The following is a 13676-nucleotide window of genomic DNA, read 5'->3' on the forward strand; positions in this document are numbered from 1 at the left end:
GTCTCGACTGTTGAATCAGACGGCCATCCTGGTCGGTAGAGTCGTGAACGAAGCCCTGGCTGTGGAGGGAGCTCATCGTTACCAGCTAGCCGTGCTTGCTACGCTCGATACGTTTGGTGCCGTCTCGCAAGCCGAACTCTGTCGGCGGACGAACATAGACCGCAGCGATATGAACGCGGTTGTCAATGCGCTCGAAGCAGAAGGAATAGTCACGCGCGTTTCAGATCCCGACGACCGCCGCCAAAATATCGTTGAGATGACAGAGACGGGCGAAGCTCGCTTCGAGCGCCTGAAGGTAGGCCTCGCAGAGGCGGAGGGTCGTGCCTTGACGCCATTGGCTCCGGCAGATAGGCGAGAGTTGCTACGTTTGCTTCGGATACTTCACGACTATCACGCGGTTCCGCCGCCTTCCGCAGAAAACCGTGGCTGAAGCTCGAGTCATGCCGGCAATCCCGTTTGGTCAGCCGATCCACGTCGGCCATCACCGGGGCCAGGGGCGCAAAAGCCGAGGTCGCATCCGTGGCGGGCGCGGGTGCCGAGCCTGCTTGATCGGGGATGACAGATCGGGCGCCTTTCACTGCTGCAAAGCAATGGGATGGAGTCCTCCTCACCCTCGGCATCTTGGAGTGCCAGACTGAAGGTGCGAACCGCAGTCACCAGTGAGAAGGAGTCCACACATGAAGCTTATGCGCATTGGGGTCGACTTGGCCAAGAACGTGTTCCAAATCCACGGCGTGGATCGCCACGAGAAGCCGATCTGGCGGCAGCGTTTGTCGCGAGATCGCTGGCTGCAAAAGGTGCTCGAGAAGATCGAGCCGGACTGCGAGATCGGCATGGAAAGTTGCGGCGGCGCGCATCACTGGGCGCGGCAACTGCAGGCACGCGGTTATCGAGTGAAACTGATCGCGCCACAGTTCGTGAAGCCCTACGTCAAGAGCAACAAGAACGATGCCAATGATGCCGAAGCGATTTGCGAGGCGATGAGCCGACCAAGCATGCGCTTTGTCAGCGTGAAGACGGTCGAGCAACAGGACATCCAGGCGACCCATCGCATTCGTGCCGGATTGATCGAGCAGCGCACCGCGAAGGGCAATCAGATCCGTGGGTTGGTGTCGGAGTACGGATTAGTTGCGCCCAAAGAATTGCTGGCCCTTCGTCGCGCGATACCGTGCTGGCTGGAGGATGGTGACAACGGCTTGACCGCACGTTTCCGTCGCTTGCTCGACGGCGTGCGGAGCGATCTTCGTACACTCGATGCGCGTGTTGCCGAACTGGATAGCGAGATCGCGGCGATCGCGCCAAGCGAGCCGGCGGCGGTACGGCTGCAACAGCTACGGGGCGTTGGCCCGATCACGGCCACTGCCCTGGTGGCGACGGTTGGTGATGCCAGCCAGTTCGCTAATGGCCGCCAGCTGTCCGCGTCGCTTGGCCTGACCCCACGTCAACACAGCTCCGGTGGCAAGAATCGCTTGCTCGGCATCAGCAAGCGTGGCGATTCGTATCTGCGAACGTTGCTCGTGCACGGCGCGCGCTCGACGCTACGTACCGCCAAATCCAAAGAGGATCGACTCAGTCAGTGGGCGGCTCGTCTGGCCGAGCGATCCCATTACAACGTCGCGGCGATAGCACTGGCCAATAAGACCGCACGCATGGCCTGGGCGATGCTGCGGCATGACACCGACTATCAACCGGAGCGGGCGGCGGCCTGAAATACTACGCACCAACTCAACAAATTAACCCTCAATCCACGATTGCGAAGCAACCTGAGCGATGGCAAACCGGTCGAACCGGCGTCGGCAAAACCCTCTAACGTCCAGGTGCGAAAAGCACGAAAAAGCGAATGGGAGCCGGCGCGCGAATAGCCCATCATGGTCCAGCATCCCAACGATGCCGCGGTTAGAGACCGGATATACGTGTGCAGTCGGCACGGGGCGCCAGAGCAAAGGGGGCTTGCAATGGGGAGGAGTCCATATACGGACGTTCCCACGACTCCCCTCAATGGCAACTTCGGGCCGGAAGCGGACATTTCCAGCTTCCCGACGGACCGCTCGAGCTGCAAGGCCCGCAAGCCATGATTTCAATCAGAGGAGATCATTGGCCCGTCGCTTGCCACCCATGGTGTCAATTCTATTGGGCTGCATTTCCGATTCGTACAAGATTAGTGACTACCCCATTGGGAAACTCTTCCCGAACCATGAAGCGAGGGCTTTCCTTGCTTGCGAAAACCCTAAAATGCTCGACGCCATTTGCTTTGTGAATGCGGTAGTCGATGGCGTAGGACACAAAGTCGCCGGCGGGAACGTGAACATCGGATAGGGCCCCCACATCCGCCTGGACATGGCTGACGCCACTTTTCGGGTCATATACGTTGAATTCGAAATGGCGGCCCACTTCCAGGTCGTTGGCGGTCACTGTTGCCCAATCGATGCGCTGATCAACGGTATCCGCTGGGATGGGATCGTTTACGTAGACCTTCTTCGAGGCTTCGTTCGATGACCTTGACACTACAAACCCTTTTGCTCTGCCTGCTCGATAAGTAATGTCGAAGACAGGTGCTGCCTCATTTCCGTTGACGAAAGAGAGAGCCGCGGATTTGGGCTGAAATCGCGTGGACGCCACGGTAGTCCATCGCTGGCTGTGAAAACCCTGAAAACCTGATGCGAAAGTGGCGAGGTTCGAAAATTCGTAACCGCTTTCGTTATCCAGTTGCCTTATCAGGATTTGCGAGCTACCGACGACAGAACCGCCGTCATGGTTTCGATCTTGGTAGGTAAAAAGTCCAGTTTTAAGCCGAGTGGCGTTCGAGCCGAAATCCGCGGGCGGGTTTTGGGCGAATGCGACCCAGGGGGCAAATACGCAGAACAACGCAAGCAATAGGGTAGCAAGACTAAATATCCGCATAATCTTTTCTCTTCAATGCCGAAGCTTTGGTTGATTCGAACTGCAATATCGCAGCAGAGTTTCAGAGGCAGACCAGAGGCGACCACTGCTCCGATCAAAGCTTCCTGGGCCAGGAACTCCGGGCGGCTCAAAGGGTGCGTTGGCGCACCTGCGGCGGGTGATCCCTACATTTTCTGGACGATCGAAAGAATCCATATCCGAATCCCTATCGTGTGCATCGGGAAGGACAAATTTTGGTCACTTGTTCAGACGATCCATCGCAACGCTATTCACCGTCGAACCAATCGCGCGTCAGACGACGCACTTTGTCCGCCGCTTGACTATCGTCCACCCAACCGTGAGCCATGCCTTTAATCAGCACAAGTTTCAGCCGTGGAGCATCGGCTTGCCTAAGGAAATAGGGTTGCAACACGTCGTGCAATTCGATTGCCGGCTTTGGCGTCAGCACGGTATCGCTTGAGCCTTGCACGATCAGCAACGCGGGTGGTTGATTGCCCCGCGCGATCTCGGCGGCGTGGCGCACGGCATCGGTCCGCTCGGCAAGCACGCCTGAGGCCGCTGTCCAGTGATAGGGCTGTTTCGTCAGCCGCTCCAGTGCCTGGACGGAAGTGTTCAAGCCAGTGGAAGCATTGACCAGCATGACAGTCCCCACAGTGACCTTGCCCTGGATCAACGCGATCAGCGCCGCCGAACCGCCAGCGGAATATCCAAACAGGCCAATGCGTTGACCGGGCAGCATGCAACCACGCCGCTGCAACTCGGTAATCACGCGCGGCAATTCTTCAGCCGCGTCTTCCACCGCGGGCTTAAACAACAGCATCGCAAAGTCCGCAGCCTGCCTGCGACCCAGCTCCTGATTGCCACCCGGTGGCGCACGCGTACCGAACAGAGGCAGCCCCAGATAAACCTTGATCGCTGGCACGTCATCCATCGGCAACGCGTCCATCAGTGATCGCTCGTCGGCTGGCGGACCAAAACCGTGCCACAGAACAATCGGTGCTCGACTCGCATGGGCAGGTATCCGCAAAATCGCCGGCACCCCGGCCAGCTTGGTCTCGACCACAAGAGTGCCTGCTGAAGTCGCGCGGGCGCAACGAAACGCGGACCCGAAGTCGACCCCGCTACTTGCCGGCGATGGCAAAGCGGGGCGCGCGACCGAAGAGCCAACGCCCGCACCGAGCAATAGCGCGAATCCGAACGATAGCCATCGCCATCTGTTCTCTGTGATCGTCATCTGTCTTCAATTCTTCGGGAGGCTTTCTGTGGCACGATCACCGGGTCAGTGATCCAAGCAACCCCTTTCTCCACACACGGTCATCGTCGATGCGGTCGCCTAATGTGAAGGTGCAGCGCCCCACCTCGACGAAGCCGTAACGCGTATAGAAGCCTTTGGCTCTCTGGTTGTGATCGAAGACCGTCAGATAGATTTCGGGCGCATGCTCTCTGCGCGCCTCGTCGAGCGCCCAAGCCATGAGGCGATCGGCGAGGCCCCGTCCATGCCAGCCGTGAAGGACGTAGATTTGTTGAAGCTCCATGGCGCCTGACTGCGGGGCAGGCGCCGGGGCCTTGAGTTGTGAAAGCTTGGCGTAGCCGAGGATATCCTCAGCGCTAGCCGCGACCAGCCAACGTATAGAAGAATCCGCAAGATCCCGCTCCATCGTCCCTTCAAGACCGTAAGTTTTCTCCAGAAAGCTTGAGAATGGCGCTGGCTCGTAAAGATGGCCAAACGTATCCGCAAACACTGCACGCGCCATCGTGCGTAGTGATGCAAAGTGCGTTCGATCTGGCCGAAAATAGCGGATGGGTTCGGTCATGCTGTTACCTCACTTTATTGTTGTGTGATGAATACAATCCGCGCCAACGATCATCCCCATATGAGACATCAATGGCGCGCGTCCGCATCCGAGGATGCCGTTGCCGGGCGGTAGATCGTGCTGGTGCCGTAGCGTCCAGCTTCAAGACGTCCGTGCAGGATGAAGTCGCGCATCATCACGAAATAGCCTTCCGGATTGCGCGTGTCGAGGCGCTCGCCGTCGGCGGTGGTTTCGTACTCGTAGATGCCGTGTTCGGTGCGCGGAAACACCGCGACCGTGATCGGCTTGCCTTTGACCTGCAATGCACGCAAGCGCCGTTCCGTTTCAGCACTCGGCGCGTCGTAGTCGTCCGTAGCCAGTATCCATAATTGCGGCGTGTCGAGATTGCGCAGCACCGGCATGGCGTCGTAATTCGCCGGGACGCCGGCTAGTAATACGGGACCTTCCTCGCGAAGCTTGGCTTCAGTCGTTTCGAGGAAAAAGAACGTGACATCCCCGTGCACGTATTTGAACCACGGTTCCTTGCTGTACCTCGCCCGGACGGTGGCAAGCTGGTCGTATCCTTTCCGGAAACCGCTGACGATGATTGCAGCGACTGCATCGGAGATTTCCGTCGCCTTCGCCACCACGTCCGGCCCGTAGCCACGGCTGGTCAGGTCGAATGCAACAGCTTCGCGATCCTCGTCGAGCGGTGATACTGCCAAGCCGAATCCGACGATCGCGAAATCCACGGGCTCGATCTTCGCGGCGAGCGGGATCACCCAGCCGGCCTGGCTGCCGCCCTGGTACCCGACGCGTCCGGCGCGATCGCCCGCGAGCCGTTTTGCCTCGTTCATCGCGGCAATCGCATCATCGACCAACAATAGGTAGTTTTGTGTGTACACCCCTCCTGACTTGCCAGTGCCTCGCTTGTCATACACGAACACGCCGATACCATCAGCTGGAAGCTGTCTTTGGAGCGAATAGGAGTCCAGCGCGGAAGTGTTTTCCGAACCGTGCACCAGCACCACGATCGGTACGCGCGCGGCGCCTTGCGGCATCACCAGTCGTCCGGCAAGCTGCACGCCGGCGCCCTGGAAGGTAACGTTCGTCACCTCAAGCGGGATTCGCTTGCCCGAGTCACCGGTGAAGTTGATCGTGTGTTCGTCGCAGTCGAACAAAACGCGCTTGCCGTCCGGGCGCCCCGTCCAGCCCTGCGTGCTGGTCCATGCACCCTTTGCGTCACGGGCGAGCAAGCCCGTGGTGCCGTCTTCCATGTACCAGCGCATATGATCGCCATCGCCCACGCCGACATCTAGCTTGCTGCCGCCGCCCATTTGATAGATACCAACAGGACAATCGCCGGTGCGGCTTTGCGGCGATGCTGCGGCAGGAGTGGTCGTCGTGGCCAAAAACATGGCGGCAAATACGAATGGCGCGCGGAGCATCACTCTGGCGACAGCGGTCAACGACAGAAATTGCATCGGAATACCTCGCAGGCTGAAAGTATGTAAACTCTTACATAAGTACTTATGACATTCAAGCGTGAGCGTATCGTGCAGGTCCAAGGAGCAAAGAATGCGGGCGATTGAAGAGGAAGGCATCGACGAAGACTTCATCCATAGGCAAGGTCCGGCATATCTTGCGCATCTGCTCAGGCGGATTTCGGACGAACTCGTTCGTGGCGCCGACGCCTGGTCTCCCGAGGTTGGGGTAACCGCGCCGCCGCGCACCACGTCCACGTTGTTGGCCCTGGACGAACACGGGCCGCTGGGTGTTACCGAAATCTCCAGGCTGCTGCGTCAATCGCACCCGCTGGTCATCAACTGGATCAAGCAGCTTCAGGTTCAAGGATTCATCAAAACCCGCGTCGACAAGAGCGACCGGCGGCGAACGGTTGTCGCGCTTACCGCCAAGGGGGTCAGCGAGATCCGGCACCTCCGCAAGGCCCTGGTCTGCATGGGCGAAACGTCGCAAGCATTGATGGACGAAGCCGCTTCCGGGCTTTTTGGTGCGTTGTGGCGAATGGAGCAGGCCTGCCGGCGCGAGTCGTTCGCGGACCGCTTGCGGAATTTTTCCCAGGCACCGACAGATTGATAAGCAACGCAAGTGTGCTGGTACGTTTTTGCTTTAGCCCGCCTTTCCGACAGCGGACGTTCGCGACCGTCCGCTTCGATCGATCTCTGCCGGTCGGCTCCTATGGTCAGAGCTGCCGCCGACCATGATCTGTTTCGCTGACGACGACTGGTCAGTCGATCTGGCGGCGGCCATGTGGCTGCCGTTCCGCGGTTGGAATACCATCGAGACGCTCAATCCGGTACTTCATGGATGGATCGGCTACTTCAAGCTCAGCGACAGCAAGATAGTGTGAAAGGACCTCGACGGATGGCTGTGGCGTCGGCTGCGTTGCCTACTATGGCGACAGCCCAAGACGCGTCAGCGGCGTACCGTGATGCTGCGCAAGCGAGCGCTGGCGGAGGCGCGGGCTTGGCACTCGGGCCACAACGGGCACGGCCCGCGATGGAACAGCGGTGCCCGCCACATGAATCAAGCGTTCCCTAAAGCATTCTTCGACCGGTTGCGATTGGTCTCGATACTCGACAACCGCCGGTATCTTCAGTGTCACTCGTGAACCGCCGCATGCGGAACAGCACGCACGGTGGTGTGGGAGGGGGCCGGAGGATTCCGGCTCCCTCCCCGATTCTGGAGGTATCACATGAAGAAGCAATCGTCCTTGCGGCTGGTGGATACGCGGACGCTAGATCGAAGGCAATCTTTGGAGGTGCGTCAGAGTGAATTCGTCATGCAAACAGAGCCGTGGAGAGCGGCGCGCGGCGGGATAAACGTCGGATGGTAGTGCCGGTCTTCCATATACGAGACACTTGCGTTCTCTATCTCGTTCGGCTACTTATGATACGAGAATACCTCGTTTCGTAAATGAGCAAAAAACCTTATGATGTTTCCGGCCTCCACTTACGACGACCTATGTCGGGATAGGTCGTAGTTCGATGAGTGCTTATCCCCTCATCGTCGCCCTTCACGTTATTGCGGCTGTACTGGGCATCGGCCAGGTAGGTGCGCTTGCAGTCCTCGCGCGAAAGAACCCAGGCGGCGCGAGCACGCTTCTCAGCCTCCTTCGCCCGATTCGATGGAGCCTTCTGATCATGCTGCTGACTGGCGGCGTTCTGTTGGCTCTGACTCGGGGTGTGTTCCTAGACACGTGGTGGATGCGACTGTCGCTGATCTTGTTGCTTATTCTGGGAGTGCTGTACGTCGGAGTAAAACGAAGCCTTCAAAACCTCGTCGCTACGGAGCGAAACCTCGGCGAGGCCCCCTTCGTGAAGCCGGCTCTATGGATGATATGTGGAACAGTCGCCGGCATCGTTTATCTGATGGTGGATAAGCCATGGTAGGTATGGCGCTCGGGCTGCTGCTTGGAGGCCTCTTCTTAGATCATCCCCGCTGGGACTCGGTCGCCCAAATGCTCGCTGCTGTGCTGAGCCGCGAATTTGTCCGGAAGCTCGGCGCAAATGCGGCCTGTGCTTCGGCGCTTGCTGGCTTGGGAGTGGCCTTGCTTATGATGGCCACTAACCGAGTGGATAGTCCCGTGTTTCTTCCATTGTTGGATCTCGCGGTAATCGGGTTCGCGATGGCAGCGATCAGCCCTGCCGTTACCAGCTCTGCATCACTTCAGTACCGGAAGGGAAAAGCGGGGCGGCTTCCGCAGTGACATCCCTTACGCGCCAGATTGGCGGTGCGCTTGGCGTCGCCGCCATCGGTTCAGGCATGGCGCTCGTCTACAACTCGTACCTCGCTCAGGAACTTCACAACTTTGTGCCAAGCGCTCGCGAATCGATTTCTGGCTCGATCCAGCAGACCCTCTCTTACGCAACAGCTACGGCAAACAATGCGCCCGCTGCTGCGGCAAAAGACGCCCATGTGCAAGCACTGCATCTCGGCGCGATCGGCTCAGCGCTGGTGGCATTCATCGGGGCGCTGGTAGCACTAATATGGCTACCTCGAAACTCATCAGCCTCATCGGTTGCCACGGCACCTACGGAGGCCATGGCATGAATTCGACGCACGTTTCTCGTCTTGCTGAAAAACCGGCTAGCCGCGGGCGTCCGCGCAGCGAAGCAACGCATCGCGCCATCCTGGAAGCGGTGATCGTCCTCATTGCCGAGGGAGAGAGCCTGGAAAAACTGTCAATCGAAGCCGTTGCCGCACGCGCCGGAGTGGGCAAAGCAACGATTTATCGGCGATGGCCGAACATGGATGCCCTTTTCCTTGAAACTTTTGATTCGACGATCGTCGCGATGCCAGATTTTCGCGGCCGATCCGTTCGAGAGGATCTGGCGCTCCTGCTCACAACGATCGCGGACCCCAAAGCCGGCGTCCGCCAACTCTTTCACGCGCGAATCTATATCGCACGTCTGATTGAAGGCGTCCGCAACCCCGAATTTATGCGTCGCTATCGCGAGGTCGTCGTGGAGCCGCGGCGGAAAGTGCTGACGGACTTATTGCGCCGAGGTCAGACCAGCGGGGAACTTCGGGCAGACCTCGATTTGGAGATCGCCCACAATCTACTAGTCACGCCAGTTCTTCATCGACTTCTCGCGATGCGGGCGGGAGACCGCCTCCCAAAGAATTTCATTGAGCGGCTAGTGAACACCGCCCTCTCCGGTCTTTCCCCACGAGTTGTCGGAGCCGACCACAAAGCGCCGACGAACGTATCGGCGCGCCAATCGCGACCTCGGAATAAGCAATAGGAGTAGACGCAATGGACCATGCCGTTGAATCCGTTCTGGCAGAATATGACGAACGCAGAAAACGCGAGTTTGAGCTCTTCTCTACACTGGGTTGGAAAAAGGTCCATCAGCGCTCAGAAGAATTCTTGATGTCAATCGGTCCAGAAGCCGGCCTGTTCCTCAATATTCTGATCAAAGAGGCGCGCCCTCGTCGCATTCTCGAACTCGGCACATCCTACGGGCATTCGACAATATATTTGGCTGAGGCGGCGCGAGCGGTCGGTGGAACCGTAGTGTCCTGCGACATCAGCGCAGAGAAGCAAGACTACGCCAGGACAATGCTCCGACGTGCCGGAATCGATGAGCACGTGAAATTCGAGCTGGGGAACGCCCATGCGATAGTGCAAACGCTCGATGCGGAAGTTGACTTTGTGTTGTTGGATCTGCAGACCCACGCTTACATCGGGATTTTCGATATTCTGTTCCCGAAGCTCGCCGCTGGAGCATTTGTCGCAGCGGACAACATGATCATGCCTAAGTCGCCGGAAGCCGACGACTACCGGCGGCATATTCGAACGAAGGCCGACATCGATTCGATTCTTCTGCCGGTCGGACAGGGAATCGAGCTTAGTCGTTATATGCGTTCACAAACGTAACTGGGAGCGTAGCGCACGATGAACATCGGTGATCTAGGCTATCTCGCTGCTTCGGCTGACGATGGCCTAGCAGAGGCGGAGGATCGTGCGTTGGCGCCATTGGCTCCAGCGAACAGGCGAGAGTTGCTACGTTTGCTTCGGATACTTCACGATTATCACGCAGTTCCCCCGCCTTCCGCAGAAAGCCGCAGCTGAAGCTCGCGATTGCCGGTGATCGGTGTAGCCCAGATCGCGGCGACCTTCTCTGAACTGCTTACATGGTGCTTACATTTTTTTGGATCATGAAATGTAAGCAGCAAAAGCGAAGAGCCGTTTTATGGCGACTCTGCCATAACGCTCTAATTTCCTTGCATGAAATTTGGAGCGGGCGAAGGGACTCGAACCCTCGAACCCAACCTTGGCTGAGTCGGCGTCACCTATGACCACTTTCCTAGGGGTTGCGGATCGGGGTTGTCCTATTTTGTTTATTTTGTATTATTAAAGACATGCATACGTTCCTGATCATCGTCCCCGAGGGGGGCATGTTGTTCGAAGCGGCGGGGATCGCGGACATCCTGATGCATGCCAACCGCCTGAAGTCGGCGGATTCGCGCAAGCAATCCTACGAAGTGACGATTGCCACCACTCAGCCCCATCGCGTGGTGCATGGGCAGTCGGGATTGAACCTCTTGGCGGACCATCGTCTCTCGGATCTCGATCCCGAACTTCAGCGCGACACGATCATGATCACGGGAAAGGGCTTGTCCGAAGAGGAAAACGCATGCGTTGTGGAGTGGGTTCGCCGCGCAGCTTCCAAGGCACGGCGTGTCGTTTCAGTCTGCGCAGGAGCCTTACTGCTTGCCCAAGCTAGCTTGCTCGATGGGCGCCAAGCCACCACGCATTGGCGGTTGCTGGACACCTTGCAATCCCGCTTCCCCAAAGTGAAAGTTGAAAGAGGGCCGATCTATGTCCAGGACGGAAAGGTTTGGACCTCTGCAGGGGTCAGTTCGGGCTTCGATCTCACCTTGGCCCTCGTCGAAGACGACCACGGCTTCACCCTGGCCCGCGATGTTGCGCAAGACCTCGTCATGTTCCTGCGCAGACCAGGTGGACAGTCCCAATTCAGCCGCTATCTCCTGAACCAAGCCAGGAGACCAGGTCCGATCCGCGATCTCCAGTCCTGGATCCTCGAGAACCTCGCCCGTGATCTGTCAGTCGAGAAACTGGCGGACCGGGTTGCCATGAGCCCGCGCAACTTCACACGCGTGTTCACCCGCGAGACAGACACTCCTCCAGCGAAGTTTGTGGAAGAAGCACGCCTGGATGCAGCCAGACAGCGCCTGGAACAGGGCACAGAAGGGCTCGAGCAGGTCGCAGTGGCCGTCGGATTCGGCAATAGCCTCAACCTGCGGCGTATTTTCGAAAGGAACCTGCAGCTCACCCCTACGGAGTACCGCGAACGCTTTTGTTCCCTGCATGTTGGCGCAAATTGATCGTTAATTGTCGTGTGCGCCACTCCTTCGTCGCGGGTAGATTGGAGATGATCGGGGAATAAAGGGTTGCACATGGTCAAAGTAGGTATTAACGGATTCGGAAGGATCGGTCGGAATGTTTTGCGCGCCGCGCTGGGTCGAAGCAATTTCCAGGTTGTAGCGATCAACGATTTGACGGACAGCAAGACCCTGGCCCATCTCTTAAAACACGATTCGCTCTTGGGTACTTTGCCAGCCAAAGTCGACGCAGGTGAAAACCAATTGGTGATCGAGGGCACGCCCATCCGTGTTTTTTCAGAAAGAGATCCAGGATCGATCTCATGGAAGAGCGTTGGCGCAGACATCGTGATCGAGGCCACCGGTTTCTTCACCGACAAGGCCAAGGCCGAGGTGCACATTACGAACGGTGGAGCTAAGCGAGTCATCATCTCCGCGCCGGGAAAGAACGACGACATCACGGTGGTAATGGGAGTCAACCACGACCAATACGATCCGGGGCGCCACACGGTCGTCAGCAACGGAAGCTGCACCACAAACGGCCTTGCGCCCGCGGCCCTGGTGCTCCACCGAGCTTTCGGCATCGAGTATGGCTTGATGAACACCACCCACGCCTATACCAATAGCCAAGTCCTGCTCGACCAACCGGAAAAGGATTTGCGTGGAGCCCGGGCCGCAGCCCTTTCGATCATCCCCTATCCCAGCGGAGCCGCCAAAGCGCTCGGCAAGGTCATCCCGGAACTGGATGGACGCCTGACTGGATATTCCCTGCGTGTTCCGGCCCCCTTGGTTTCCATCGTCGACTTGACGGTTACTTTGAAGCGCGAAGTGACAGTGGCTGAGGTAAATGCCGCCTTTCGCAAGGCCGCGGAATCTGGCCCCCTCGAAGGCATTCTCGGATACAGCGAAGAGCCCCTGGTATCGAGCGACTATCGAGGCGATCCGCGTTCGTCCATTGTTGATGGGCTTTCCACCTTGGTTATGGGTGGCAGGCTGGTCAAGATCCTCGCGTGGTACGACAACGAATGGGGCTTTTCTAACCGCCTCATTGATCTGGCGCTTCTTATGGAAAAGCGGAGATTGTGACAACCAAACTCACAAACGCTATCAAGCTCGTGTCGGAGATCATTAACGTGTCAGATATTTCTGGCGTCTTATTTGGGAAGAAATTACTTCTGAAGGAGATCCAATATCAGGAATTGATCGGTTCGCTCGTCCCACCATCGCCATGAATAGACAGGACTGATTTGTCTAGCTCCGGATGTCCTTGCAAAGCGAGACTGGGTGGCGACAACTTTGCCACCGCGCCTTACCGACATGGCTTGCGTCTCCCCCAGAACGGCTGCAGTGGGAACAAATGGCTGAATTCAGGGGATTTGCGAACTTGCGAGAAAACGAATGAACATATTGCATATCGATTCTGGAATCTCGCCATCCGACTCCATAAGCCGTCTCCTCTGTACTGAGATTGTGGAACGGCTCAAAGGTCAGGATCCTTCGGTGACGATCGTCTATCGCGACCTGATAACTGACCATATTCCGTACATGAATTTCAGGACAATGCCTAGTTCGCATCCATCTGCCGTCGCGTCCGACATGCTTTCGGAGGAGGAGAGGTCGACGCGAAGTGTGACGGAGAGAGCGCTGAGTGAGTTCTTGTCTGCAGATGCGATTGTCTTGGGAGTTCCCATGTACAACTTCGGAATCCCGGCTCAATTGAAGTCCTGGTTCGACGCGATCCTTATACCTGGCAGTACCTTCGCCTACACCTCTGGCGGACCAAAAGGATTGGCGGGAGCCAAACGGGTCATCCTGGTAATAACTCGCGGAGGCTTTTACGGTGCGACCGTATTTTCGAGTGCGATGGAGCATGCCGAGTCGTATGCGCGTTCGGCTCTTTCCCTCATTGGAATTTCTGTTCCGGAGTTGGTGCTTGCTGAGGGGATAGCAATTGATCGACTGGCAGCCCTTGAACGTGGTCGGACAAGTATTCAAGCTTTGGTGCCGTTGAGCGAGACTTCAAAGAGCACCGATTGATACGCATTCTTGACATGTAACGAACGTTTCATGTAACGTTCGTTACATGCAAAATAGAAAAGACGAACTGAT

The 13676-nt window shown here is 57.6% G+C and carries 15 protein-coding genes; 11 read left to right on the top strand and 4 right to left on the bottom strand.

Annotated elements, in window-relative coordinates; all coding sequences use genetic code 11:
• Positions 1–43 precede the first annotated feature (43 nt).
• Both GSQ75_RS07220 and GSQ75_RS07225 read left to right on the top strand, forming a co-directional pair.
• Positions 44–430 (top strand): MarR family transcriptional regulator, encoded by a 387-nt coding sequence (locus tag GSQ75_RS07220; RefSeq protein WP_158753774.1) that lies wholly within the window; start codon positions 44–46, stop codon positions 428–430.
• 247 nt (positions 431–677) lie between these two features.
• The gene (locus GSQ75_RS07225) at positions 678–1709 is read left to right on the top strand and encodes an IS110 family transposase (protein WP_158753775.1); all 1032 of its coding nucleotides are present in this window, start codon (positions 678–680) and stop codon (positions 1707–1709) included.
• A gap of 418 nt (positions 1710–2127) precedes the next feature.
• Here the strand turns inward: GSQ75_RS07225 and GSQ75_RS07230 are convergent, their stop codons facing one another.
• From GSQ75_RS07230 to GSQ75_RS07245, 4 genes are all read right to left on the bottom strand, one after another.
• Entirely contained in the window at positions 2128–2874 is a 747-nt protein-coding gene (locus tag GSQ75_RS07230) for a hypothetical protein (protein WP_158753776.1), read from the bottom strand.
• Between the two features lie 292 nt (positions 2875–3166).
• Positions 3167–3964 (bottom strand): prolyl oligopeptidase family serine peptidase, encoded by a 798-nt coding sequence (locus GSQ75_RS07235; protein WP_158753777.1) that lies wholly within the window; start codon positions 3962–3964, stop codon positions 3167–3169.
• Positions 3965–4172: 208 nt separating this feature from the next.
• Positions 4173–4715 (bottom strand): GNAT family N-acetyltransferase, encoded by a 543-nt coding sequence (locus tag GSQ75_RS07240; RefSeq protein ID WP_158753778.1) that lies wholly within the window; start codon positions 4713–4715, stop codon positions 4173–4175.
• 68 nt (positions 4716–4783) lie between these two features.
• The gene (locus GSQ75_RS07245) at positions 4784–6178 is read right to left on the bottom strand and encodes a CocE/NonD family hydrolase (protein ID WP_216840626.1); all 1395 of its coding nucleotides are present in this window, start codon (positions 6176–6178) and stop codon (positions 4784–4786) included.
• Between the two features lie 94 nt (positions 6179–6272).
• Between GSQ75_RS07245 and GSQ75_RS07250 the strand changes: the two genes are divergently transcribed.
• The 9 genes from GSQ75_RS07250 to GSQ75_RS07290 all read left to right on the top strand — a co-directional run bounded on the left by GSQ75_RS07250 (position 6273) and on the right by GSQ75_RS07290 (position 13604).
• On the top strand, positions 6273–6791 hold the full coding sequence (locus tag GSQ75_RS07250; protein ID WP_158753779.1) for a MarR family winged helix-turn-helix transcriptional regulator: 519 nt from the start codon (positions 6273–6275) through the stop codon (positions 6789–6791).
• 124 nt (positions 6792–6915) lie between these two features.
• Positions 6916–7065: a group II intron maturase-specific domain-containing protein gene (locus tag GSQ75_RS19020; RefSeq protein WP_216840627.1), complete on the top strand. Its 150-nt coding sequence runs from the start codon at positions 6916–6918 to the stop codon at positions 7063–7065.
• A gap of 637 nt (positions 7066–7702) precedes the next feature.
• Positions 7703–8107, top strand: a complete 405-nt coding sequence (locus tag GSQ75_RS07260) for a hypothetical protein (protein WP_158753780.1) — start codon at positions 7703–7705, stop codon at positions 8105–8107.
• 313 nt (positions 8108–8420) lie between these two features.
• The gene (locus GSQ75_RS07265) at positions 8421–8768 is read left to right on the top strand and encodes a hypothetical protein (RefSeq protein ID WP_158753781.1); all 348 of its coding nucleotides are present in this window, start codon (positions 8421–8423) and stop codon (positions 8766–8768) included.
• Positions 8765–9463: a TetR/AcrR family transcriptional regulator gene (locus tag GSQ75_RS07270; RefSeq protein WP_158753782.1), complete on the top strand. Its 699-nt coding sequence runs from the start codon at positions 8765–8767 to the stop codon at positions 9461–9463. The genes GSQ75_RS07265 and GSQ75_RS07270 overlap by 4 nt, the downstream gene beginning before the upstream one ends.
• 11 nt (positions 9464–9474) lie before the next feature.
• Positions 9475–10098, top strand: a complete 624-nt coding sequence (locus GSQ75_RS07275; RefSeq protein WP_158753783.1) for a class I SAM-dependent methyltransferase — start codon at positions 9475–9477, stop codon at positions 10096–10098.
• Positions 10099–10583: 485 nt separating this feature from the next.
• On the top strand, positions 10584–11570 hold the full coding sequence (locus tag GSQ75_RS07280) for a DJ-1/PfpI family protein (RefSeq protein ID WP_158753784.1): 987 nt from the start codon (positions 10584–10586) through the stop codon (positions 11568–11570).
• A 72-nt stretch (positions 11571–11642) separates the two neighbouring features.
• A complete protein-coding gene (gene gap, locus GSQ75_RS07285; protein WP_158753785.1) occupies positions 11643–12653 on the top strand; it encodes a type I glyceraldehyde-3-phosphate dehydrogenase in 1011 nt (336 codons plus the stop codon).
• 312 nt (positions 12654–12965) lie between these two features.
• Entirely contained in the window at positions 12966–13604 is a 639-nt protein-coding gene (locus tag GSQ75_RS07290; RefSeq protein ID WP_158753786.1) for an NAD(P)H-dependent oxidoreductase, read from the top strand.
• Positions 13605–13676 lie beyond the last annotated feature (72 nt).

Origin of the sequence: Dyella sp. S184, assembly GCF_009766065.1 — a bacterium.
Classification (GTDB): domain Bacteria; phylum Pseudomonadota; class Gammaproteobacteria; order Xanthomonadales; family Rhodanobacteraceae; genus Rhodanobacter.